The organism is Cyclobacterium sp. (assembly GCF_014762705.1).
Classification (GTDB): domain Bacteria; phylum Bacteroidota; class Bacteroidia; order Cytophagales; family Cyclobacteriaceae; genus Cyclobacterium.
This window is the reverse complement of sequence record NZ_JABURL010000087.1, coordinates 1-23667: the sequence shown is the minus strand read 5'-3', so window position 1 is coordinate 23667 and position 23667 is coordinate 1. Positions and strand designations below refer to the sequence as shown.

Here is a 23667-nt window from a genome sequence, read left to right as displayed (position 1 = left end):
GAGCAATACCACGCCATAGCCACCATTTCCCGGATTGCCTTTTGCGGCGCCGTCTGTGTATATTTTTATCATAAATTTTTCAAAATGAATGATGAACCCTGAATTTAAATCAAGACAAGGTCCATCCATCCAGCTCCCTAAAATCCGGGCAAATATCATCAATTATTCCCGGAGGATAAAACTGAACCTGTTTGTTCCAGCCTGGGGATTGCCTTGAATATTTTTCACCTTAATTTTTAAATTCAGAATTTTTACAGAAATCCATGTTAAATTAAAGCCTTTATTCACTTATTGTTTTCATGATGATAAAATTTACCAGCTGCTTTGCTTTAAAGTTATGTTTTCTGATGCTATTTTCCCTTCATTTTCGGGTGCTGAAAGCCCAGGAGATGGGTTTTGAGGAATACAATCCAACCTCTACCCTGGTAGTACCTGAAAATCCGGTAATGCGTGCCAAATTTCCCTTTGTGGATATCCATAGCCACCAGTGGAACGTTACCCAGGAATTGATTCATCGTCTGGTAGCAGAAATGGATGAGTTAAATATGGCCACCATGGTTAACCTCAGCGGAAAAGGTTTTGCCCGAAGAAGGGCAGAAATCGACGCACAGGAATACCTGAATTCGATGATCCGTCGGTTTAATGGCGTGGCCCCTGGCAGATTTATCGTTTTTACCAATTTGGGCTTTGAAGGTTTTGGCAGTGAGGAATGGGTGGATAAGGCAGTGGCAGAACTGGAAACTGATGTGAAAAACGGCGCCAATGGATTGAAAATTTACAAAAGCCTGGGGCTATCGGTCAATGATATCAATGGTAATAGGGTACCCATAGACCATCCTGATCTGGATCCCATCTGGGCCAAATGTGGTGAACTGGGAATACCCGTTCTGATCCATGCTGCTGATCCGGCACCCTTTTGGGAACCCATGGATGCCAATAACGAGCGCTGGCTGGAGTTGAAAATCAACCCCAATCGTAAGAGAGGCCCTGATAATCCGGCTCCTTTCGAACAGATTATTGCCGAACAGCACCATATCTTCCGCAAGCATCCCGGCACCACCTTTATCAATGCCCATATGGGCTGGATGGCCAATGACCTGGCCAAAGCCGGCAGGCACCTGGAGGAATACCCAAATGTAAATTTCGGTATTGGAGCGGTGATCGCTGAGTTTGGCAGACAGCCCAGGATGGCAAGGGAGTTTTTCATCAAGTACCAGGACAGGATTTTGTTTGGGAAAGATGCCTACAACAAGGAGGAATTTTACACCTATTTCCGGGTTTTGGAGACCGCAGATGAGTACTTCCCCTATTACAAGAAATACCATGCCTTCTGGCGCATGTATGGGCTGGATCTTCCTGACGAGGTGTTGAAGAAAGTGTACTATAAGAATGCCTTACGGATCATCCCGAATATGGATGCCAGTTTGTTTCCGGAATGATCGCTGCTATCTTCCAGCTTTGTTTTTATTTTGCGGTAACTGACTTCTGCCTGCTTTCAGGTATTCAGAATGGTAACCCCTAATCAGGCCTTTTATTAATTAAAATTATTTGATAATTTTGGTAATAATCGGAAAAAACAGGACCCTATGCATAAATAATGCAAATATGTAGGTCTTACAGTACTTGCTATTGATAGCTGTGTTCGTCCACGATGAGATAGATAAAATCTCTGGAAATCCTAATTTATTTAGCTGTAGACCATAAAATAAATAAAACAGCACAATATGGGAAGGGTACATTTATTTGAGTTTGAAGACCAAAATTGGTTTCCCGGTTTTTTAAGAAACTATTTGACTGATTTTTTACAATTCTTATCCAACAAGTCAGGTATGTATAAACCCATTATCCCTATTCTTGTAGAATCATTAAGAAAAAACCAAACGGAAACAATAATTGACCTTGGATCAGGCGGGGGTGGTGGACTTTTAGGACTCAACAGGGAATTAAAGAATATGATACCGGGCTTAAAAATAATCCTGACTGACTATTATCCTAATACAGCTGCTTTTGAACACACGACAAAACTTGCTGATAACTTCGAATATGAGGTAAAATCTGTTGACGCAAGAAATGTTCCTTCTGAGCTTAAAGGACTTAGGACTCAATTTCTTTCATTTCATCATTTCAAACCAATTGATGCCAAATTAATTTTACAAAATGCAATCAACGCAAAAAGTGGCATCGCCATATTTGAAGCACAAGATAGAAGCCTCCCAAGTATTGTGGCGATGCTATTTTCGCCTGTTACAGTACTATTGACCACCCCATTCATAGCTCCTTTTAAGTTAAGCAGAATTATTTTTACTTACCTGATTCCAATTGTTCCAATATGCGTTCTTTGGGATGGTGTAGTTTCTTCCTTAAGGACCTATTCCCAAAAAGAGATGGAAAAACTTATTAGTGAATTAGATGGGTCGGAAAAATATAATTGGATAGTGGGAAAAATAAATTCAGGACCTTTAAAACTTTTGTATTTAACTGGAACAGCAAAATACTAACTGTCCTTACTAATATCTTTTTGAACTGGGCGATTCCAGGGTAAATGACAAACTTTTAGCTGACTTATAATTGACCTAGAAAAAAAACCCTCCGGAGAGGGTTTCTTAAATAATTGGATGATTAAGTTTTTCTAAAAAGGCTTGCCCAAAGCCGCGTACCAGATGCCCCCATACAGGTGATCCAGGAAATCGGCATCGTCAAAGGCTTCTTCCACATGGCCAAGGCCAGTGTAGAAAACCCTTCCCCCATCATATTCATGGTACCAGGAAATGGGATGCACGGCACCCATGCCCATTTTATTGCCATTTCGCTCACCTACTTCATAGGAGGTCTCATCCAACTGTACCAGGATATTGACATCATCATTGAAGTTTTTAAACTCATACCATTCATCGGTACGCAGCCACTTGTCATTCAGGTGGTAGGTAGCGGGATGATCCCGATTGACCACTTGCATCCTGGCAGTTTGCTGCTGGGGATGGTGGTTAAATTGCCCTCCGATCAGTTTGGTATACCAGGGCCAGTCGTACTCCGTATCGGTGGCGCTGTGTACCCCAACCACGCCCTTGCCACTTTGCACAAAGCGCTCAAAAGCAGCTTTTTCTTCGTCATTGAATATGGTTCCGGTAGTACTCATCAGTATGATCACATCGTAGCGCTCCAGGTTCTTGTCATTCACCTGTCCGGCATCCTCAGTGGCATAAACCTGAAAACGGTGCTTTTGTCCCAATTTTTTAATGGCTGACACTCCTTCAGGAATGGATTGGTGACGGAAGCCCGATGTCTTGCTGATCACCAAAGCCCGGAACTGCTGGGCCTGGCTGATGGCAGGCAACAGGATCAGGGCCAAACCTAAAGCAAGCATGCTTAAGGCTTTGAGTTTATTGTTTATTAAATGCATAGGTTATGTAAATTATTTTAAAGGACGATTATACAATTATTATTTCACAATGTCGAATTTCTCTCCGGCAACTTTTCTGCTATAAGCATTAAAGTGCCACCATTCTGATCCTATACCCGTAAATCCCGCAGCCAGCATGACTTCTCTCAGGATCTTTCTGTTTGCAACCTGCTCTTGACTGATCTTTCCGGCGGCCAACATCTCTTTCTCCCTGTCCGGATAAGCGGCATAACCAAAAAAATCATACCCTGTACCCATGTCCAAAGGCTCGCCGCTGCCTGCATAAGCCAGAGTCAGGTCTACCGCCACCCCAAAATTATGCAAACTGCCTTTTTGTGGATCGGCTACATAAAGGGGTTTGATGCTGTCGGGTTTGTCCAACTCATCCCAAAGAATCTGCTGCACCGATTGTGGCCTTACCGCATCATAGACCAAAAAGGTAAGGTCAGGATGCCTGGACTTCAGTTCCCGGTAAGCAATTTTCAGCATTTCTGCCACCTCCGGCTGCATGTAACACCTGCTGAGCTCTCCGTAAACATCCTTGCCAAAAAAGTTATCCTCCGTGGAATACTTTAAAGCTACCTGCACTTCAGGGAGCAGCTCCTGAATATTGACCAAACCCGCATCGATGAGCCGCTTTTCCAATTTGCCCGTATCCAGGGCAACCATTGTATGTGCCTCCACTACAGTAGTATCCTGAAGCTTTGCGACAAGGTCTGCTTCGGCAAGCTTGTCCTCAGCATGCTCTTTTTTACCTGAACTGCATGCCAGCAAGGGGAAAAGCAACAAGCAAATGAATTTGGCTTTCCTATATTTTTCAAAGGCAATAAGGAAACTCGCAGGCTTCAAAATCATCCTTCCGAGTGATATTTTTTTCATGCTCAATTTCATGAATTGTTTTTGTTCAGCAGGGTGGTGCTGGCCTGTGCTGTGGGCAATACGATCACATCGGCCAGGACCACATGTGGAGGCCGGGTGACTGCAAAGCGTACCACGTCGGCAATGTCCTCTGCTTTCAGGGGCTGGAAGCCTTTGTACACCTGTGCTGCCTTATTGTCGTCGCCTTTGAAACGGACCAGGGAAAATTCGGTATCCACCAGTCCCGGGTTGATGGCCATGACTTTGATACCATAGGGGTTCAGGTCCAGGCGCATGCCTTTGGTAATGGCATCTACGGCATGCTTGGAGCCACAGTAAACATTGCCTTTGGGGTATACTTCTTTGCCGGCAGTGGAACCAATATTGATGATTTGTCCGCTTTTTCTCGCCACCATTCCTGGAATGATTTTTTTGGACACGTATAGCAGTCCTTTTACATTGATATCCATCATGGCATCCCAGTCCTCCTCGCTTCCTTCCTGAATGGGGTCCAGGCCGTGGGCGTTGCCGGCATTGTTGATCAGCACCTCAATGGCCTGCCATTCTTTGGGAAGGGAGTCCACCGCAGCGTATACTGCCTGCTTATCCCGTACATCAAAGACCAGGTATTGGTAGGGCGTACCGGAGGGTAATTCGTTCTTGAGTTGTTCGAGTCTTTCTTTTCTACGGCCACAACCGATAATGGCAAAGCCCTCCTGAGCCAGGTAATGGGCACAGGCTTTCCCTATACCGGAAGTAGCGCCGGTGATAAATGCTATCTTTTTTTCCATGAGGGAATTTAAAATTTTTCCCCGGAGATAAAAAGTCAATAGCCCTTCTTCAGGCAGGTTTTACTGAAAATTCAGGTAAAGGGTAATGGATTTGCGCCGGATATCACTGATGGCGCCGGCCAATCTTTCGTCAGAATGCCCGGGTTGGTACAGGTTCATCAAACCATGGGAAAAACGAATTTCGGGTGAAAATTTAAAATACTGAAAATACAAATCAAAGCCCAAACCCATCTCAACTGCCAGGTCCTTACCCTTCAGCACCACGGGATCTTCGTTGGCCTCTTCCTGGTTTTTGGTACGGATCTGCCCGTTCAGGCCTCCAACAAAAAACATGCGGGTATTGTTGAAGCGCTCAGATTTGTATTTGACCAAAAGGGGGAATTCTACCAGTGTCTCCTCTGTAAGTAGGGGAACGGTGCTGATCCCAATTCCATTGGCAGCATTGCCATCATCGGTAAAGAGCTGCAGTTCTGTCCGGTATTCATAAAAACCTACCTTGGGGGTAAACATTACGTTTACCTGATCGTGCAACCTCCCGGTTACCAGAAAACCCAGCGCAAATCCGGGGGAGAAAACTGGCATAATGGCCCTTACATTATCCAGTCCCGGGTAAGTGGGGTCCATAAAATTATCTGAATATTTGATCCTCAGACTGCTGTTGTGTGCGGCCAGGAAAAATCCATAAGAGAGCGATTGATCATCACTACCTGAGCGATTGAATATCAGGCTTTTCTGCTGTGCCTGTAGTTGAAAAACAAGGGTAATCAGCAAAAGAAAGGCAAGCAGGCTTACTTTATGCCAGTGTATATGGAACTGATGCCAAATGTGAGTGTTTTGCATTGCGTTTTTTTGAAACCTACCTTTTCCAGAATGTCAAGAAAATCCCTTCCATCCGGAAAAGCCTTTACCGATTCGGGCAAATAGGTATAGGCAGATTGGTCTTTAGAGATGATTTTACCGATTTGAGGCAAAATATATCTAAAATAAAAGGAATAAGCTTGCTTCATAGGGAATTTTTTTGGTTTGGAAAATTCCAGAATGACCGTTTTTCCACCTGGTTTCAATACCCGGTGCATATCGGTCAGTCCTTTTTCCAGATTTTCGAAATTCCTGACACCAAAAGAAACGATCACAGCATCAAACTTATTTTCCTCGAAGAGCAACTTTTCTGAATCTCCGAGTTGGAGTTCAATGAGGTGATCCAGTTTTTTTTGCTTCATTTTTTTTCTGCCTTCATTGAGCATACCCTCGGAAATGTCTACGCCGATAACCTTATCCGGTTTCAGGGCCAGGGCTTCAATGGCAAAATCACCTGTTCCGGTGGCAATATCCAAAATCAGACGGGGCTTGTCATTTTTGAGCAGGCGGATGGCTTTCTTCCTCCAGATGATATCTATTCCAAGGCTCAGGAGATGGTTCAGCAAGTCGTATTTTCTGCTGATATTGTCAAACATGCTGGCAACCTGCTGCTTTTTGCCTCCTTTTTGATCTTTGTATGGGACTACGGACATGGTTATTAATTTCGCTACAATATTACTAAGTAAACCTGAGCAAAGGAAAATTGTTAATGATTTATTGGCAGGCAGCTGTTTGCGGAAATTGCTTACCTTTGTAAAAAAAATGGGACATGTTGAAAAATGCACGCTTTTTAACCAGTAATACAGACCACAAAAAATGCCCTCCGGCAAACAGGCCGGAATTTGCCTTTATCGGCCGGTCAAACGTGGGCAAAAGCTCGCTGATCAATATGTTAACCAATCACAAGCACCTGGCAAAAATTTCGGGAAAACCTGGAAAAACCCAACTGATCAATCATTTTGATATCGACGGGCGCTGGTACATGGTGGATCTTCCGGGATATGGTTTTGCCAAAGTAAACAAAAAGCTGAAATCAGACTGGGATAAAATGATCCGCGCTTACCTTACGGAAAGAGAAAACCTTGCTGCGGTTTTCGTCCTGATAGATAGCAGACACGGTCCACAAAAGATTGACCTTGAATTCATTCAGTGGTGCGGGCAGCTACAACTCCCGGTAGTATTGCTTTTTACCAAGGCAGACAAGCAGTCACATTCCAGAACTTCTGAAAATGTCCATCAGTTTTTGGATGAAATGGAAAGGTTATTTGTGGAATTGCCCGAGTTTTTTGTTACTTCAGCCGTCACCTTTGAAGGCAGGGAGGAATTGATCCGATTTATTGAAGAAAATGTAACCGAATATTATGAAGCTGGCTAAGCAGCTTGGCCAATCCTGGGGAAACCTTATATTTGCAGCCTGAAAACAAAAAGTTACCATGGAATTTAAAGACATTGCTACCGTTTCCGGAAAACCCGGTCTTTATAAAATATTGAAGCCCAGCCGCAGCGGCGTAATTTTGGAATCGCTTGATGATAAAAAGGGCAAAATGGTGGTGGGGGCTGCCCAAAGGGTCTCCTTGCTGAGTGAAATCTCCATCTACACCCTTACCGAAGAAGGTGCTACCTCTTTAAAGGAAGTGCTGATCAAGATAGAAAAGGAATTTGAAGGGGATACCGGACTGGAAGGAGCAGACAAAGATGAATACCAGGCTTTTATGAAGCATATCCTTCCGGAATTCGATGCAGACCGCGTTTACGCCTCTGATGTAAAAAAATTGATCAGTTGGTACCATATCCTTCGCAAAGAATGTCCCGAGGTATTGGAGGAAAGGCCAGAGGGGGACGAGGCGAAAGATGATGAACCGGAAGAGGACAAATCGTGATTGATCCGGAAAATAAGGATATAACCGATATACAATCTGGGGCAGCAGACCTGGAAGAGCTGCTGCAATTGCCCGCTCTTCCCCGGGTCACTGACCGTCAAAGTCTGATAATGGCCATTGTCCCGCATGTGAGTCAAATGCTCAACAGAAATTTTGAAAAACTGCTACAACTGTGCTACCGCCTGGATCTGGGAGAACATAAACTCCAGGAAATCCTTACCGAAAGTCCTCCTGAAGAAGTAAGCCTCCTGCTTTCCACGGCCATCGTTGACAGACAATTATTAAAAATATATTACCGCAATAAATACCGTTCTGTCTGATTGCGGTTAGCCGCCCAAAGCTTCCTCTAAGCCCTTTACCATATTTTTTGATCCGATAAAAAGCGGGGTACGCTGGTGCAGGCTCCTGGGTTCTATATCCATTATGCGTTGCTTGCCATCGGAAGCTGCTCCTCCCACCTGTTCGGCAATAAAAGCCAGGGCATTGGCTTCATACATCAGCCTGATTTTACCTTCTTTTGCCTGAGTTGTGGCAGGGTACAGGTAAATGCCGCCTTTCAGTAAATTTCTGTGAAAATCAGCCACCAAACTGCCTATGTACCGTGCAGAAGCACCCTGTCTTTTGCAGGCTTCCAGGTAGGATAAGATATTCGTGTTAATATGAGGGGTCAGCCCTTCGTTGATGGTATAGATGGCACCATCTTCAGGCATGCGCATCTCCGGATGGGAAAGAAAAAACTCTCCAAGGGATCTCTCGTAAGTAAAACCATTCGCACCATTCCCGGTGGAATACACCAACATGGTAGAAGAACCGTACAATACGTACCCTGCAGCCACCTGTTCGGATCCCTTCTGCAAAACATCTTTTTCCTGAATGGGAGAACCTGAGGGTGTCAGTCTGCGGTAAATGGAAAATATAGTGCCTATAGATACATTGACATCTATATTGGACGAACCATCCAGGGGATCGATAGCCACCACATATTTTCCCTTGCTGTTATGCAGATCAATGACCAGGTCTTCTTCCTCCGACACCACAGCACAGACTTCTCCTCCCTTGGTCAGGGCACGGGTAAAGCGCACATTGGCCACCACGTCCAGCTTTTGCTGCTCCTCTCCCTGTATATTGGTCTGTCCAAAAGCTCCGGTAACATCCGAAAGCCCGGCCCGGCTGATTTCCCTGGAAACAATTTTTGATGCCAGGGCTATATCCCTTAAAATCTGCGAAAGTTCACCCGTGGCATAAGGGAAATCGGCTTGTTTGCTTTTAATAAATCGGTCTAGTGTAACCCCAACTTTATAAGCAAGGTTTCCGGTGTCTTGTTTGTAAGGCTGTGTCTTCATACCTTTGAAGATAATTCATTATCATCAATTTATTCGCTTTTTCTAACCATTTTTCATGATTCAACCCCTGGTTTATAAATTTGGAGGTGCCTCAATTAAAGACGCCAACGCCATCAAAAACATCGGTGCCCTGGTCAAAAAACGCTGGACCACTGGCCTGGTCATGGTGGTTTCTGCCGCCGGGGATACCACCGATAGGCTGGAACACCTGATCGATATGGCTTTAAAGCAGCAAAGTTTTGACAAAGAACTGATTCAATTGCTGGATTATCATGAGGATATCTGCCGGGGACTGTTTCACCCCGGTCATGGTGTTTTTGCACGGGTAGACAATCAATTTGCTCAATTGCGGAGAACGCTGGAAAACCTGTCTCTCAAAGCCGATGGGGATTTTTTTTATGACCAGGTGATCGGTTTTGGAGAACTGATATCAACCCGTATCATACAAGAATACCTGTGTGAGTTGGGTTGTGCCTGCCTCTGGCAAGATGCCCGTGAACTGGTCCGAACGGACTCACAAACCAAAATGGCCAAAGTAGACTGGGCCCTGACCATGCAATATTGCCGGAGGGCATTGTTTCCCAAGCTGGAAAAATTTCCGGTGGTTACACAGGGCTTTATTGGCACTGATTTGCTGGGAAACACCACTACCTTAGGCAGAGAAGGCTCGGATTTTACGGCTGCCATCATGGGGGTAAGCCTGGGAGCTTCTTCGGTCACGATTTGGAAAGATGTGGCCGGTATACTCAACGGAGATCCCGATATTTTTCCAGAAGCCGTCAAATTTGAATACCTGGACTTTGAAGAAGCGGCTGAAATGACTTATTATGGGGCAAAGGTAATTCACCCCAAAACCATCAAGCCACTTGCCAAGCACGGCATTCCCCTTTATGTCAAGTCATTCCTCAATCCGGATGCTGCAGGAACAGTCATTGGTTCCTTTGGGCAGGCTCCGAGAATACCAATTACGATTTTTAAAAGCAAGCTCACCCTGATCGAACTGCGCATTTTGGACCTGTCCATGATCGGAGGTTTTCATTTTGAATTGATTTATGAGGTGGCCAAAAAAATGAATTGGCGCATACAGCTGCTGCAGGCATCAGCTGCCCACATTGCTGTACTTATCAATGACATGCCTTCCACAGAAGAGCAATTGGCCAGGCCCTTTAGGGAGGTTTTTAAGGTAAAAAGCAAAAGCGGGCTGAAAATGATCACTGTGAAAAACCCTACTGATGCTGAGCGGACTCACTACAGGCAAGTGGCCGAAAAACTTTACCTGGAGCAAAACGGACCGGAGTTGATACAATGGGTTTATGAGGAATCATCTCCCGAAACTTAACCTGCAAATCGTTTCAGCGTCTTTTGTATGCCAGGCAGGTAGGCTTTTCCAAAAAGGTTGAGATGTACCAATAGGGGATACAGGTTGTACACAGGCACACGTTCTTCAAAACCTGGTTCTAGTGGAAACACCTGCTGATAGGCGTCAAAAAAACCGTTGGTGGATCCCCCAAACAGCCTTGAAAAAGCCAAATCCATTTCCCTGTTTCCAAAATATACCGCAGGATCGATGAGGGCAGGCAGCCCATTTGAATCTACCATAATATTTCCTGTCCAGAAGTCACCGTGAACCAATGCTGGTTTCTCTGAGGGAAAAAAGTCTTGCAATACATCATAAATGGATCGAAAATAGTGAAGAAAATCCTGATCTATTAGTCCTTTATAAAAGGCCAACTGCAGTTGGGGTTCCAATCTGTTTTCTATAAAAAACGCTGTCCAAGAGGAATTCCAGGTGTTTTTTTGGGGAAGAACGGCAATATAGTTGTCTTTTTCCAGGCCAAATTGCTTGCTGGTGCACATGTGCAACTCGGCCAGGCCCTCTCCCAGCCTGCTGGAGTAATCAGGTTTGGGAAATGAACTACTTATCCATTGCATCAGCAAGTAATGCCTGTCTTCATATTGCCCCATTGCCACTGTATCGGGAACATACAGGTTACAATTTTCCCGTAACAAGGTCAAACCTTCACTCTCTCTGGGAAAGATATCTGCTTCCTGCTCGAAGTTGCTTTTTAAAAAAAAGGCTCCTTTTTCCGTATTCAGGTAAATGGCCTGATTCATGCTACCGGCAGCTACCAGGCGATAATTCAGGATGCTGTTGGCTCCTCCGAAAACAGTCAGGCAAATATGATCAAACAGTTCATCAGGAGAATCCATTTAGCTTGTGTTTGTTTTCAAGTTCCCGGATAAACCCATCCAAAGATTCATCCAGGATATCATAAACCTTTTGGAAACCATCCTCTCCACCGTAATAAGGATCTGGTACTTCCGGAAACTCGGCATTTTGCTGGAATTCCCGAACCAAATGGAGATTTTTTACAGGAAGCTGAACCTCATGAGATAGTTTTTTGATGTTTTCCAAGTTGGAATGGTCCATGGCCACCAGATAATCAAAATCCCTGAAATCCGTGCGGTGAAGCTGCCTTCCCCTGTGGTGGATAACAATGCCGTTGTTTCTGGCACAAGCCAGCGCCCTTTCATCAGCCAGTTCCCCAATATGGTAATCCGAAGTGCCACAGCTGTCTGCTGTAATCAGGTCTTTATAGTCCTTTTGGGAAATTTTATGATTGAATAAAGCCTCCGCCAAAGGCGAACGGCAAATGTTTCCCAAACAAATAAATAAAACCTTAATCATATAAATTCCGGTAATCCCCTCTTAATGATGTTTTTTCAGACAGGCATGGTTATCAAAATGTTAATTTAAAAAAATGAAAGCACTATCCATATGAATCTCTTTAAATATTCCGTATTTTTGCGGTTTGTAAAAAATTACAAATATTCTGATAACAGAGAACCAAATCAGCGGTTTTGAAGTTGAAGAAGTATCGTTGGAAATTAGGAAAAAAACAATATAATTTTCTAAGTTCAATCGTTAAATTATCTGTAAACAATTAAAATCTATTTTATGTCATTAGTTGGAAAAAAAGCACCTTTATTTAATGCCCCTGCTGTAGTGGATGGAGAGGAAATTGTTGAGAACTTTTCTCTGGAGCAGTACATCGGAAATAAAGATGTTGTTTTCTTTTTCTATCCAAAGGATTTTACATTCGTATGTCCCACTGAAATTCTGGCTTTCCAGGAAAAACTCGAAGCATTTGAAAAAAGAGGTGTGGCTGTAGTTGGGGCTTCCTGTGATACGGAAGAGTCTCATCTGGCATGGTTAAACACGCCAAAGGAAGAAGGTGGAATCCAGGGAGTAACCTATCCTATCGTAGCTGATCCGGTAAAAACCATTGCCCATAATTTTGGTGTATTGGCGGGAGACTGGAACTACAACGAAGAGGGAGAACTGACTTATGAAGGTCTTCCTGTGGCTTACAGGGCCACATTCCTTATAGACAAGGAAGGAACCATCAGACATGAAACCGTAAATGACCTGCCCCTGGGAAGAAACATCGATGAAATGCTCAGGCTGATCGATGCTTTGAGACATGTGGAGAAATTTGGAGAAGTATGTCCAGCAAACTGGGAAGAAGGAAAAGAAGCCATGACTGCCAGTAGAGAAGGAGTCGCTTCTTACTTGTCTAAAAATTAATCCTGGCGACACCCATAAACTAAAGCCCTGCCGGAAGGCAGGGCTTTTCTTGTTTTTACACTTTTAAAAAGGGATTTCTACAACTTTTTGTTGAAATTGATGGTTAATTAAGGCGATATGTCTAGTATACCGGAGATTTCTGTTTTGATTGCTACTTATAATACGCCGTTTCAGCAACTCAAAAGGGCTATCAATTCTGTTTTCAATCAAAGCTTACAGAATTTTGAAATTATCCTGGTAGATGATGGATCCACCAATGATCCGGGTAAAAAGCTGGAAGCATTTTGCAAAAAATACGCATCCCGCATCCACTTTTTCCGACAGGAAAACAAAGGACAATCCAATGCTATCAATAAGGCTGTTGCTTTAAGCCAGGGTACCTTTCTTTCTGTTCTGGATGCGGATGATGAATACCTTCCCCAGCACCTTCAGTCTTGTAGGGAACAAATGGCCGATTACGACATAATCGCCTCCACCACCCAAACCATCGTTGATCAGCCCGGAGATTATTTTGTACCAGACCGGCTCGATCCTGAACGGCTGATCCATGTGGATGATTGTGTTTTATTTGCTACACTCTTTGGGAAAAGGGAGGTATTCCTGAAGCGGAAGTTTATAGATGGCTATGGTGCTGATGCGGACTTTTATGATTGGGCAATAAAACATTTTCGAGTAGGAAAAGTAGATTTGCGAACTTACGTTTATTACCGGAACAATCCGGAAAGTACCTGCGGTCAAATGAAGGTTAAGTTAGAGAATAAAAGCAATTCCACTCAAATCAAATAAACCTGGTCCTTTCTTTTTGCAATATCTGTGCATGGTTTTTAATTGTACATTTGGCCAACGCTAAAATCCAAAGACAATGGAAGCTTCTTCCCCCGCTGTTTCTTGCTGCGAATCACCGCAAGCGGAAAAACCAAAAGAACCTGGTAAATGGTCCGGCATATGGTCCATGTGGAGAAGCAGTATATTAAGTCTGGCCGCCCTGCTTCTGGCCATACTGGGTGAATACCATTTTCCTGCACATGTTGCAGGCATCAGTTTATGGCTGCCGGTATACCTGCTATCCTATGGTCTGGTTGGCTATCCGGTGTTGAAGAAAGGATGGGAGCTGATCCGGCAGGGAGAGGTATTTACAGAATTTTTTCTGATGGGAATTGCTACCATAGGAGCCTTTGCCATTGGAGAGTATCCTGAAGCTGTAGTGGTCATGCTTTTTTATACTATCGGCGAACTGCTCCAACATCAGGCAGTAAGTAAAGCAAAGGGGAATATTCAGGCACTTTTGGATATCCGGCCAGACCAGGCCAGAATTGTACGGGAAGGAGAGCGGTTATGGGTAAAACCTGAAAATGTAAAAATAGGTGAGATCCTTGAAGTACAGGCGGGAGAAAGAGTACCTCTGGATGGAACCCTGCTGCAAGGCGCAGGAAGTTTTAATACTTCAGCCATAACAGGGGAAAGCATGCCGGCAATTATTCAGCCGGGTGAAGAGGTTTTGGCAGGCATGGTCAATCTTGAAAATCTGCTTACCATACAGGTATCCCGTTCCTTTCAGGACAGCTCCCTGTCAAAAATTATCCGTACCGTTCAGCAAGCCATGTCTAAAAAAGCCAAAACGGAACAGTTTATCCGCAAGTTTGCCCGGATATACACCCCTATTGTTACTTATCTGGCCCTTGCCCTGGTAGTATTGCCCTACTTTTTTGTAACAGAGTATCAATTCAGAGATTGGTTGTACCGGGCTTTGGTATTTCTGGTCATTTCCTGCCCTTGTGCCCTGGTGATTTCCATACCTTTAGGCTACTTTGGCGGCATTGGAGCGGCTTCCAGAAAGGGCATCTTATTTAAAGGTTCCAATTACCTGGACCTGATCACCAAGGTCAATACGGTTATTTTTGATAAAACCGGTACGCTGACCAGGGGCGTTTTCTCCGTCAACAAGGTTGAAGAAATGGAGGGGGCGGAAAAAGACTGGAAGCTTCTTGCCGCCTCACTGGAAGCAAAGTCCAATCACCCCATAGCCAGGGCCCTGTTAGAATATGTGGAAGGAGAACCTTACCCTGTTTCCGATTTAAAAGAGTATGCAGGGAAAGGTTTGTTGGGATTGGTGCAGGGTAAGCAAGTTATGGTCGGCAATCAACTTCTGATGGAAAGCCATAACATCAAAGGGCTGTCTCAGATAAAAGGGAATGAGGGGACATTAATATTTTGTGCAGTAAATGATGTCTTATCCGGTTATTTTGTCCTGGCGGATCAGGTCAAAGAAGATGCAGCGGCGGCTTTTGATGCCTTAAAGAAGATGGGCATACACGAACTGATCATACTTTCCGGGGACAAGCGAGAGGTGGTAGAAGCTGTAGGAGAGATGCTGTCAGCCCGGCAGGCCATTGGAGGCCTTTTACCGGAAGACAAGCTTGTCTTTCTGGAGAAGTTGAAGCAAGAACCGGGTAAACTAATAGCCTTCGTAGGAGACGGTATCAATGATGCCCCGGCCCTTGCAGCAGCGGACCTGGGCATTGCCATGGGAGGCATGGGTAGCGACCTGGCCATAGAAACAGCAGATGTGGTGATCCAAACCGATCAACCCTCGAAAGTGGGCCTGGCCATCCGCATAGGAAAAACGACCCGCAGCATTGTCTGGCAAAACATTGCACTGGCTTTCGGGGTTAAATTCCTGGTATTAAGCCTGGGTGCAGCAGGTCTGGCAGGCATGTGGGAAGCTGTTTTTGCAGACGTGGGTGTGGCCCTGCTGGCCATACTGAATGCCATCCGGATCAATACCATTTACAATTGAAAAAAACATGCTTTTTAAAGACACGGATTCATTGGACGGTATTTGGGAAACGGTAATGCATGAATTGCATCGCGCTGCACTGGATAATAAACACCCCTTTCGCTTTGTCACGTTGGCCACCCTTTCAGGCGATCAGCCCGATATGCGGTATGTGGTTTTACGTGAAATGGATGAACACCATCAATTTTACTGCTATACCGATAGCCGTAGCCAAAAAGTAGTGCAGCTCAACAAAAATCCAACCTTGAGCCTTTTGTTTTACCATCCCAAAAAACGCTGCCAGGTAAAGGTGCATGGTACCACCGCCATCCATCATCAAAACATGATAAGTCAAAAACATTGGCAAAAAGTACAGGGAGAGGCCAGGAAAGCGTATCAGGCTAGCATTGTTCCCGGAAAAGAGATTGATTCCCCAACAGATGCACATAACTGGGATGAAGAAAAAGACGACAGCCATTTTGTAGTGCTGGAAATTCAGCCCAAAATAGTGGAATGCCTGCAGCTCGATGGATTACGCCATTTGAGGACTATTTTCAAAAGAAAGGAAAATTCCTGGGCAGGCAGTTGGCTGTCACCCTAAAGCTTATCCGATCTTTTGAAAGGCATTGTTGTTAAAAAATAAATGTAGTATCTTGAATTCCTATATTTACAGGTAGCATCATTTATTCAAAAAAACATGCATAACAGAAGAGATTTTATCAAAAAAACCGGATTAGCTACCGCTTTTTTCGGTTTGGGTCTGGGAAATCAGGCTTTTTCCTTATCGCCCAAAGCATCCTTGTACAAAATATCCCTGGCCGAATGGTCGGTCAACAAGCTCCTTTTTTCCAAAAAAATGGATCACCTGGATTTTCCGATGCTGGCCAAAAAACATGGCATTCATGCCGTGGAATATGTCAACCAGTTTTTTATGGATAAGGCCAAAGACATGAGCTACCTCGGAGAAATGAAAAGTCGGGCAGAGGGCGAGGGGGTAACCTCCGTATTGATCATGTGTGACAGGGAAGGGCAGCTGGGTGCCGCTGATGCCGCTGAGCGTATGGAAACAGTAGAAAACCACAAAAAATGGGTGGAAGCAGCCAAATTTCTGGGTTGTCATGCCATCCGGGTAAATGGCTACTCTTCAGTCGAGTACAGCCAGGACAGAAAGGCATTTAGTGAATCCCAGAAACTGGTAGCAGATGGTTTGAGGCAACTTTGTGAATTTGCTGATACCATGGATATAGGAGTCACCATAGAAAATCACGGTGGTTTTTCCAGTAATGCGAAATGGCTATCTGGCGTAATGAAAGCTGCTGATCATCCCCGGGCAGGCACCTTACCGGATTTTGGCAATTTTCAGATCAGTCCCAACGACGGTAAGCCCATTTCCTATGATTCTTACAAAGGGGTAAAAGAATTGATGCCCTATGCCCAGGGGGTCAGTGTGAAAACAACTGTATGGGATGGTAAAGGCAATCAGTCTCCTTTGGATTATGAAAAAATGATGCGCATTGTATTGAAAGCAGATTACCACTCCTGGTGTGGCATTGAATACGGCGAAGCAGGTCGGGAATGGGAAAGCATTGTGGAAGTCAGGGAGCAGCTTGAGGCTACTGAAGCGGCACTTCAAGGCTCCTTTTCTGTTTAATCCAGCAAGAAAACGGTCATGCTGCGGGGACCATGAGCCCCGATAACCAATGATTGCTCAATATCGGCTGTCTTGGAGGGTCCGGCGATAAATACTCCATAGCCGGAATCCGATACATTGATCGATTGATATACCTCATGCATATTGCCCAGTAACCGGTCCTTTTTTAACAATACGATCAGGTGCTGGGCAATAAATGGGAGGGCACGGTGTTTCAGGCTTTCCTCAGGAAGCCAGATGGCGGCATTTTCTGCCACTCCCCATTTTCCTTCCAGAATGGCTAATTCTACATGTTCCAGGTCATGAGGATCTTCTGCCAGAGCGATATCGTAATTCCCCTTCACCACTTCCGAAAGGGAAAGAATCATTTGGCTGTCCTGGAAATGTAATTCCAGGTAATCCCGGATTTCGGCAGGGTCACTCACCTCCAGTGCCTGACCCCCATTGGATTTGATGCTGCTTTTATACCGTTCCACCAAATCGCCCTCAACGGGAAACTCCGGATGTTCCGGCAGGGGAAGCAAATCCGGTTTATTTTTTTGTATGGCTGCTAATATGCTTTCTTTACTGCTCATTTGTTCCTGTTTTTCTTGTACCAATCCTTGAAACTTTCCTTCGGTACCTCCGGTAGTTCCCGGTGTTTGCCCCAGGCATTGAAACTGTTGTAGACAAAGCCTCTGGGACTGATGGAAAGCGACTTTCTGGCCATTTTGCCCATCAGGTCAAAGAGTTTGGGTTTAGACATTACATTTCCTCCAAAGCGCATGGCCCATTTTTTGGACGGCTGGGAAGGGCCCTCTTTGGTAATGACCTGTCGCCACTTGTACAATTGTTCGTGGATATTGATCTTTACCGGACATACATCCGAGCAGGATCCACAAAGGGTGGAGGCAAAAGGTAGCGTACTGTGTTTCTTCAGGTCCATGCCGGGGGAAAGAATGGAGCCTATCGGTCCCGGCACGGTGGAGTTGTAGCTGAATCCACTGCTCCTGCGGTAAATGGGACAGGTATTCATACAGGCCCCACAACGGATGCATTTGAGGGAATTTCTGAAATCCTCCCTGCCCAATTGCTTTGTCCGTCCATTATCTACCAGGATTAAGTACATTTTTTTACCTTTCCTGGGACGGTGAAAATGCGAGTTATAATTGGTAATGCTCTGCCCGGTAGCACTGCGTGCCAACAGCCGGAGGAACACGCCCAGATCTGCTGCTCTGGGAATCAGTTTTTCTATGCCCATACAGGCAATGTGGATATCGGCCAGGTGGGTACCCATATCGGCATTGCCTTCGTTGGTGCAGACCACAAAGCCCCCTGTTTCGGCAATCCCAAAGTTTACGCCGGTGATCGCTGCATGGGCCTGAATAAATTTTTGCCTCAAATGTTGTCGGGCGGCTTCAGTAAGATACTGAGGATCATCGGCTCCTTCATCGGTTCCCAGGTGCTCGTGAAAAATATCGCCGATCTCTTTTTTCTTCAGGTGAATCGCTGGCATTACGATATGGCTGGGAACCTGCTTATTGAACTGAATGATCCGCTCACCCAGATCGGTATCCACCACATCATACCCTTTATCTTCTAAAAAATGATTTAATCCGCACTCCTCCGTCAGGATAGATTTACTTTTTACCAGTTGTTTCACCTGATTTTCCTCCAGAATACGCAGCACGTGCTCATTGTGCTCCTGCGCATCTTTGGCCCACAAAATCTCGATACCATTGGCCTGCGCATTCTTCTCAAATTTTAGCAGCAGGTTATCCAGATTGGAGAGCACATGGTCTTTGATCTGGGAGGCCAGGGTACGCAGCTGTTCCCATTCCGGAATTTTTTCTGCAGAGGCATCTCTTTTACTTCTGACATGCCAGAGGGTTTCATCATGCCAATGACTCCTTTCAGTGTCTTTTAGGAAATCTGCTGCAGCATCAGCATGTGTCTGAGGGAGTTTCATTTAGTTTATGTATTTAGTTGTTGGGTATTTGACCATTCAGAATCTCTGCAATGTGCATGACTTTGATGGCTTTCTTTTCTCTGCGAAGCAGCCCTTCCAGGTGCATGAGGCAGGACATGTCCGCACCGGTAATCACCTGCACACCTTGTTGCTCATGATCTTTGATCCGGTCTTTGCCCATATCTACGGATACGGCCTCCTCAAAAACGGCAAAGGTGCCTCCGAAACCACAGCATTCATCCTTCCTGGCCAGATGGACCAGGTCTATGTCTTTTACCATCTCCAACAAGCTGAGGGGTTTGTTAAATTCCGGTATCATCAGTTCGGAAGGTTTGGCCAAATGGAGCCCCCTTAATCCATGACAGCTGGCATGCAAACCCACGCGATAGGGAAAACTGGCATCCAGGCTTTTTATCTGGAGTACGTCGGTTAGAAATTCGCATAACTCATAGATTTTGGGTCCGCCTTCCTGGCCTGAAAGAATATGTTCTTTGGCATGCAATGTGCAGCTACCAGAGGGGCAAACCACGTAATCATAGCCTTCAAAATTTTTCCGGAACAATTTGGCAGCTCCTTCTCCGTATTGTTGGTAACCGGAATTGGCCATGGGCTGACCGCAACAGGTTTGCTGCAGGGGGTAATCAACCGTCACTCCGGCTTTTTCCAGTAACTGTAGACTGGCAATGGCTGCATTGGGGTAAAATTGCTCTACGTAACAAGGAATAAATAATCCGACTTTCATTCAGGGCAGGTGTTATTGGCTATCTAACAAAATAAGGCTGCCATTGTTGGCAACAGCAGATAAAGATACGCATCAGAAGGTAATTCGCCAGTATTTTCATATCAAACTTTTCCCTTACCATGCAGGAGGGCTTACCTGGTAAGCAAACCCTGTTCAATTAAATCCATGTTAAAAGTACAATAGGACCAAAGAGGAACCATCCTGCACTGTGCTGATGAAAGGGGCGAAAGCCGAAATCTTGTTGAATCCCGAATCTACCTTTCCTGAATGAATGCAATCTTTCGTTGTTGTATGTTGTTTTGGGAGTATTAGCTAAACGCAGATGCCGACCTCAGTTTAGTTGATTGAGGATTAAGGTATGACATTCACGCGTTAGTGTCAACCGACACGACCAGCGTTTGCATTTCGCTTGGGTTGGCACCAGAGCTTTTATAGTTCGTACATGATCAAATCCAATTCATCAACCGTCCTGAATTGCTTGTCTGCCGTTAATAATGGTAATTTTGAATAAAATGCTGTTGCCGCAACAATAGCATCCGGAATCTTTAATTTTGATTTCCTCCGGATCTCAATTGTCAGGTCTTTGATTTCTGATCTGATATCTATAATCAGACAATTTTTTAATAGTCCTTTGATGGTATCTCCCGAATCCGAAGATATTTTGGGAAAGGAAAGAAGTTCAAGCTCTGTAATACTGAAATCACAAGATCCTTGTCTGAAATCATTTCGATGACCTCCTGATCTCCTTTTAAAAAATAGAGTAGGATATTGGTGTCAACACAAAGTCTATTCCCACTCATCTCTCATCTGTCTTTGATATTCTAATGGATCAATTTCAGTTTTTAACTTTCCTGCATATTTCAATATATCTCTCCAGGGAGATTTTGAAATAACTTCATCAACCCGTCTTTTTATCTCCTCTTTGGGAGTTCCTTTTTTGATTATTGTCACCATAGTTTGATCATCTTTACCCAATATAACAAATCTTTCAGGCTTTTGGTCCCTGCCTTTCATTTTTTTGGCATTGGCACCAACCGGTCACTTGTAAGTTGTCGTTTCGGATTTCCGAGCTCGTTCCTATCCGGTAGGACGGAACGATGTTGCGAGAATCCAGCGAACGACACACCACGAACCCCGCAATGCAATTTACAATTTGTGTGTGCCCAGCATGGGCATCTGGTATCGAAGATATCAAATTATTTCAGAGGGTGAAAGTCCCTTATGCGCCGGAGTCGTGTCCTGAAGCATTTTCTTAAATATCGAAGTTCTGTTGGTTCACTGTGTATTTCCATAACTACTGGCTAACCGCAGGCATTGCGGTTATTTCCCCTTTGGACGGCGGATTTAACTTCCTTAAATATAGAAAAATTTCGAGAAACCCCAACTAGATTTTTCATTACCATGCATCTTAGCCATTCAACCGATACGGAGCAATACACATTGACTTCGCGACCAGGTGCCTATCAGGGTACCTGTTCACAAAGTCTGTCCTGGAAGTAACCTCGGAAGGTATATGCCGGGGTATGCCTCCTACCGATTCCTCCCGAAGATAGGCACCGATTCTCCAGCCGCAAACACGCAACTACATGCAGGACCGGCCATTGCTTGGTTCATTCCCGTTTCAAAAAAAGGGCGGATACGGTTCGAATCTCAGCCCCCTTCTCATTCAGCACCTTGTCGATCGAAAATACGGAATACAAAAATAGTTTTCGTGTTTTTACAAGTGTATAAACGTGTATTGCCAGGGATTGCGCTAAAAAAGTCGGACAGGCTCACTTTTCCCAAGCAAAGCGAAGTTGTAACCAGAAAAGGTAGATGGTCCGCCGCTGCGGATCAGGGTTCGATTCTGATCACAACTTTAACCTTGCCCCTCCTGAGACGAATGGAATAGGTATTCATTCTTTCCAATTACCTCAAATATAATCCAGTGAACTGGGGCGTAGCGTTAAGAAATGATTCGCCGCGGCGAATCATTTTAGTGACAACCCGGGATGCAGGGAAGCTACAGCCTTTCCCGATTATGGGGATAAATCGTGAGGGTTGCTCCGCAGACTTATGGCCTGCGGCCATCCACGATTGTAGCACTTTATTTATATTTATACTTATCACGCCAAATTTCTTCCCCTTTTAGAAAATCCAACAGAATTTCAGTCATTTGATCGACTGTCTTTATCTTTTTTACTAAAAGGACATGGTCGTCATCTGTTACCAGTCCCGAAGCCAGTCCATCATCGAAACTCCCACTTACATGCAAAGCCTTGAATCCTTTACTGCTTAAGTCTTCTAATTGAACAATGTGAAATTTATTCCAATTTGTCGACTGCATTGTCTCCACAATCACTACTGAATTTGCGTTTTCGGAAATAGTTTTTTCATCTCCGCCAAATCCAATCGTAACGGTTAGTTTTAAAATCCGCTGTTCCTGTCGATTTTCATTATGAGTTTCTCCATAATTGAAAAATTCTTTATCCCTAGTCCAAATTTTTCTCTTGCCATAAAAACTACCCAGTGTTATTATCCCAATCAAAACAAGAACTCCTATTATCAGGTAAGTATTCATCTTTCTCACTGTGCTTTTATTTTTAAGGTGGGCTAACGGTCCACGGCTAAGAAACGTGGGGCATTTCCGAGCGATTACCTGTCTGTTAGAACAAAAGTTTGTTCGGTTTACAAACTAGTCTGTTACCACTTACCGCCCCATGTTTTCTTAGGTGAAGTGTGTGCCTTGAATGGTGAATATAGGTCAAAAAGTTGACCGTTCCAATGGGTGAAAGTCCCTTATGCGCGGGAGTCGTTACCCGAAGCAAAGCAAGTGGCAAAGCCTGTCCCGCCAAAGCGGGGCTGGTTTGCCGTGAGGCATGCAGTGAAGTAAGCCAGACTGCGGTGTCTGTACTGACGAACAGAAACCATATACTGAGGCCATAAGGTCGGATGAGGTGCCACATCACGCCGAAGTCCTAACCTTCCGAAAGGAAGGAAGCATCGAAATGGTAGATATGGCAGGAATAGGCACAAGGATATTCACCTTACCGAGGGATGTCTCTGGGTGTCGGGAACACCTAAGAGAAGTCAGCCGAGGTCATAGTAGTTACCGGTAACGAGCTGTAAGAGCTACAGAGGTCTCACTGGGTACCGAAGGACCGAACATTGGATTATGTCCAAATTCGATGGGGAGCACCGTATTGGGGCAGCCTCATCTTAAGCGGACAAGGTTAACAGATTAATTATGATAGAAAAAATACTCAACCGTAAGAACCTCTACAAAGCCTACCGACAGGTAGTGCGGAATAAGGGTTCGGCAGGGGTGGACGGCATGAAGGTTACTGAACTGTTTTCCTATTTGGAAAACAACAGGGACAGGATTGCCACATCCATCCTGAACCATACGTATGTACCGAAACCTATCAAGGGGGTTGAAATCCCCAAGAGCAACGGAAAAACAAGATTATTGGGGGTTCCCACAGTAGTGGAAAGGTGGCTACAACAGGCGGTAAGCCAGGTGCTGATGACCAAGTACGAACTTACGTTCGAGGAACACAGCTACGGCTTCCGTCCCGAAAAGAACATCCACAAGGCGGTATCACAAGCCCTGAAATACATCAACGATGGCTATCAGGATATTGTGGATATTGACCTTAAGGGGTTCTTTGATGAAGTTGACCATTCCATTCTGTTACAGTTCATCTACCAACGGGTAAAATGCCCGACCACCCTGCGGCTTATCCGGAAATGGCTTCGTGCACCGATCCAGATTGACGGAAAACTGCACAGGCGTAGAAAAGGAGTCCCTCAGGGCTCCCCAATCAGCCCCTTACTGAGCAACATCCTGCT

The 23667-nt window shown here is 44.8% G+C and carries 26 protein-coding genes and 1 pseudogene; 12 read left to right on the top strand and 15 right to left on the bottom strand.

Annotated elements, in window-relative coordinates:
• A pseudogene (locus HUJ21_RS16445) lies at nt 1-72 on the bottom strand (ribonuclease HI); the annotation flags it as partial.
• A gap of 275 nt (nt 73-347) precedes the next feature.
• Here HUJ21_RS16445 and HUJ21_RS16440 point away from each other — a divergent pair.
• Both HUJ21_RS16440 and HUJ21_RS16435 read left to right on the top strand, forming a co-directional pair.
• Entirely contained in the window at nt 348-1439 is a 1092-nt protein-coding gene (locus HUJ21_RS16440) for an amidohydrolase family protein (RefSeq protein WP_291371699.1), read from the top strand.
• 285 nt (nt 1440-1724) lie between these two features.
• The gene (locus tag HUJ21_RS16435; RefSeq protein ID WP_291371697.1) at nt 1725-2498 is read left to right on the top strand and encodes a hypothetical protein; all 774 of its coding nucleotides are present in this window, start codon (nt 1725-1727) and stop codon (nt 2496-2498) included.
• Nucleotides 2499-2629: 131 nt separating this feature from the next.
• On the opposite strand, the gene HUJ21_RS16430 is transcribed toward HUJ21_RS16435, so the two are convergent.
• The 5 genes from HUJ21_RS16430 to ubiE form a co-directional block, all read right to left on the bottom strand.
• On the bottom strand, nt 2630-3364 hold the full coding sequence (locus tag HUJ21_RS16430) for a ThuA domain-containing protein (RefSeq protein WP_291371705.1): 735 nt from the start codon (nt 3362-3364) through the stop codon (nt 2630-2632).
• A gap of 75 nt (nt 3365-3439) precedes the next feature.
• Nucleotides 3440-4279 carry a M15 family metallopeptidase gene (locus HUJ21_RS16425; protein ID WP_366483703.1) on the bottom strand — a complete coding sequence of 280 codons (840 nt, stop codon included), beginning with the start codon at nt 4277-4279 and terminating at the stop codon, nt 3440-3442.
• 8 nt (nt 4280-4287) lie between these two features.
• Complete coding sequence (locus HUJ21_RS16420) at nt 4288-5049, bottom strand: SDR family NAD(P)-dependent oxidoreductase (protein WP_291371695.1); 762 nt, start codon at nt 5047-5049, stop codon at nt 4288-4290.
• 60 nt (nt 5050-5109) lie between these two features.
• The gene (locus HUJ21_RS16415; RefSeq protein ID WP_291371693.1) at nt 5110-5889 is read right to left on the bottom strand and encodes an outer membrane beta-barrel protein; all 780 of its coding nucleotides are present in this window, start codon (nt 5887-5889) and stop codon (nt 5110-5112) included.
• Nucleotides 5838-6560, bottom strand: coding sequence for a bifunctional demethylmenaquinone methyltransferase/2-methoxy-6-polyprenyl-1,4-benzoquinol methylase UbiE (gene ubiE, locus HUJ21_RS16410; protein ID WP_291371691.1), 723 nt, complete (start codon nt 6558-6560; stop codon nt 5838-5840). Before ubiE ends, HUJ21_RS16415 begins: the two co-directional genes overlap by 52 nt.
• Before the next feature lie 116 nt (nt 6561-6676).
• Between ubiE and yihA the strand changes: the two genes are divergently transcribed.
• Genes yihA through HUJ21_RS16395 form a run of 3 tightly spaced genes read left to right on the top strand, consistent with a single transcriptional unit; the run spans nt 6677 to nt 8107 of the window.
• A complete protein-coding gene (gene yihA, locus HUJ21_RS16405) occupies nt 6677-7282 on the top strand; it encodes a ribosome biogenesis GTP-binding protein YihA/YsxC (protein WP_291371689.1) in 606 nt (201 codons plus the stop codon).
• Between the two features lie 58 nt (nt 7283-7340).
• Nucleotides 7341-7787 (top strand): DUF5606 domain-containing protein, encoded by a 447-nt coding sequence (locus HUJ21_RS16400; RefSeq protein ID WP_291371687.1) that lies wholly within the window; start codon nt 7341-7343, stop codon nt 7785-7787.
• Nucleotides 7784-8107, top strand: a complete 324-nt coding sequence (locus HUJ21_RS16395; RefSeq protein ID WP_291371685.1) for a hypothetical protein — start codon at nt 7784-7786, stop codon at nt 8105-8107. The genes HUJ21_RS16400 and HUJ21_RS16395 overlap by 4 nt, the downstream gene beginning before the upstream one ends.
• 6 nt (nt 8108-8113) lie before the next feature.
• Here the strand turns inward: HUJ21_RS16395 and fbp are convergent, their stop codons facing one another.
• Nucleotides 8114-9130 (bottom strand): class 1 fructose-bisphosphatase, encoded by a 1017-nt coding sequence (fbp, locus tag HUJ21_RS16390; protein ID WP_291371683.1) that lies wholly within the window; start codon nt 9128-9130, stop codon nt 8114-8116.
• Between the two features lie 55 nt (nt 9131-9185).
• Between fbp and HUJ21_RS16385 the strand changes: the two genes are divergently transcribed.
• Entirely contained in the window at nt 9186-10469 is a 1284-nt protein-coding gene (locus HUJ21_RS16385; RefSeq protein ID WP_291371681.1) for an aspartate kinase, read from the top strand.
• Here HUJ21_RS16385 and HUJ21_RS16380 read toward each other — a convergent pair.
• Together HUJ21_RS16380 and HUJ21_RS16375 are read right to left on the bottom strand one after the other, a co-directional pair.
• A complete protein-coding gene (locus HUJ21_RS16380; protein WP_291371679.1) occupies nt 10466-11341 on the bottom strand; it encodes a fructosamine kinase family protein in 876 nt (291 codons plus the stop codon). The two genes, HUJ21_RS16385 and HUJ21_RS16380, sit on opposite strands and share 4 nt — an antisense overlap.
• Entirely contained in the window at nt 11328-11819 is a 492-nt protein-coding gene (locus tag HUJ21_RS16375; protein WP_291371677.1) for a low molecular weight protein-tyrosine-phosphatase, read from the bottom strand. Before HUJ21_RS16375 ends, HUJ21_RS16380 begins: the two co-directional genes overlap by 14 nt.
• A gap of 270 nt (nt 11820-12089) precedes the next feature.
• Between HUJ21_RS16375 and HUJ21_RS16370 the strand changes: the two genes are divergently transcribed.
• The 5 genes from HUJ21_RS16370 to HUJ21_RS16350 all read left to right on the top strand — a co-directional run bounded on the left by HUJ21_RS16370 (nt 12090) and on the right by HUJ21_RS16350 (nt 17146).
• Complete coding sequence (locus tag HUJ21_RS16370; RefSeq protein WP_073095534.1) at nt 12090-12719, top strand: peroxiredoxin; 630 nt, start codon at nt 12090-12092, stop codon at nt 12717-12719.
• Nucleotides 12720-12836: 117 nt separating this feature from the next.
• Complete coding sequence (locus HUJ21_RS16365) at nt 12837-13505, top strand: glycosyltransferase family 2 protein (RefSeq protein WP_291371674.1); 669 nt, start codon at nt 12837-12839, stop codon at nt 13503-13505.
• A 76-nt stretch (nt 13506-13581) separates the two neighbouring features.
• Entirely contained in the window at nt 13582-15516 is a 1935-nt protein-coding gene (locus HUJ21_RS16360; RefSeq protein WP_291371672.1) for a heavy metal translocating P-type ATPase, read from the top strand.
• A gap of 7 nt (nt 15517-15523) precedes the next feature.
• Nucleotides 15524-16096: a pyridoxamine 5'-phosphate oxidase family protein gene (locus HUJ21_RS16355; protein ID WP_291371670.1), complete on the top strand. Its 573-nt coding sequence runs from the start codon at nt 15524-15526 to the stop codon at nt 16094-16096.
• Between the two features lie 96 nt (nt 16097-16192).
• Nucleotides 16193-17146: a sugar phosphate isomerase/epimerase family protein gene (locus HUJ21_RS16350; RefSeq protein WP_291371668.1), complete on the top strand. Its 954-nt coding sequence runs from the start codon at nt 16193-16195 to the stop codon at nt 17144-17146.
• On the opposite strand, the gene HUJ21_RS16345 is transcribed toward HUJ21_RS16350, so the two are convergent.
• The 6 genes from HUJ21_RS16345 to HUJ21_RS16320 all read right to left on the bottom strand — a co-directional run bounded on the left by HUJ21_RS16345 (nt 17143) and on the right by HUJ21_RS16320 (nt 22396).
• Nucleotides 17143-17721, bottom strand: coding sequence for an LUD domain-containing protein (locus HUJ21_RS16345; RefSeq protein WP_291371666.1), 579 nt, complete (start codon nt 17719-17721; stop codon nt 17143-17145). The genes HUJ21_RS16350 and HUJ21_RS16345 overlap by 4 nt on opposite strands.
• Nucleotides 17718-19094: a lactate utilization protein B gene (locus HUJ21_RS16340; protein WP_291371664.1), complete on the bottom strand. Its 1377-nt coding sequence runs from the start codon at nt 19092-19094 to the stop codon at nt 17718-17720. The genes HUJ21_RS16345 and HUJ21_RS16340 overlap by 4 nt, the downstream gene beginning before the upstream one ends.
• Before the next feature lie 13 nt (nt 19095-19107).
• The gene (locus HUJ21_RS16335; protein WP_291371662.1) at nt 19108-19836 is read right to left on the bottom strand and encodes a (Fe-S)-binding protein; all 729 of its coding nucleotides are present in this window, start codon (nt 19834-19836) and stop codon (nt 19108-19110) included.
• 429 nt (nt 19837-20265) lie between these two features.
• Nucleotides 20266-20472, bottom strand: coding sequence for a PIN domain-containing protein (locus HUJ21_RS16330; protein ID WP_366483704.1), 207 nt, complete (start codon nt 20470-20472; stop codon nt 20266-20268).
• Nucleotides 20473-20622: 150 nt separating this feature from the next.
• Nucleotides 20623-20850, bottom strand: coding sequence for a hypothetical protein (locus HUJ21_RS16325; protein ID WP_291371660.1), 228 nt, complete (start codon nt 20848-20850; stop codon nt 20623-20625).
• A gap of 1072 nt (nt 20851-21922) precedes the next feature.
• Nucleotides 21923-22396 (bottom strand): hypothetical protein, encoded by a 474-nt coding sequence (locus HUJ21_RS16320; protein ID WP_291371658.1) that lies wholly within the window; start codon nt 22394-22396, stop codon nt 21923-21925.
• Between the two features lie 666 nt (nt 22397-23062).
• On the opposite strand from HUJ21_RS16320, the gene HUJ21_RS16315 reads away from it, so the two are divergent.
• Nucleotides 23063-23667: reverse transcriptase domain-containing protein (locus tag HUJ21_RS16315; RefSeq protein WP_291371656.1), on the top strand; the 605-nt coding region annotated here is incomplete at its 3' end.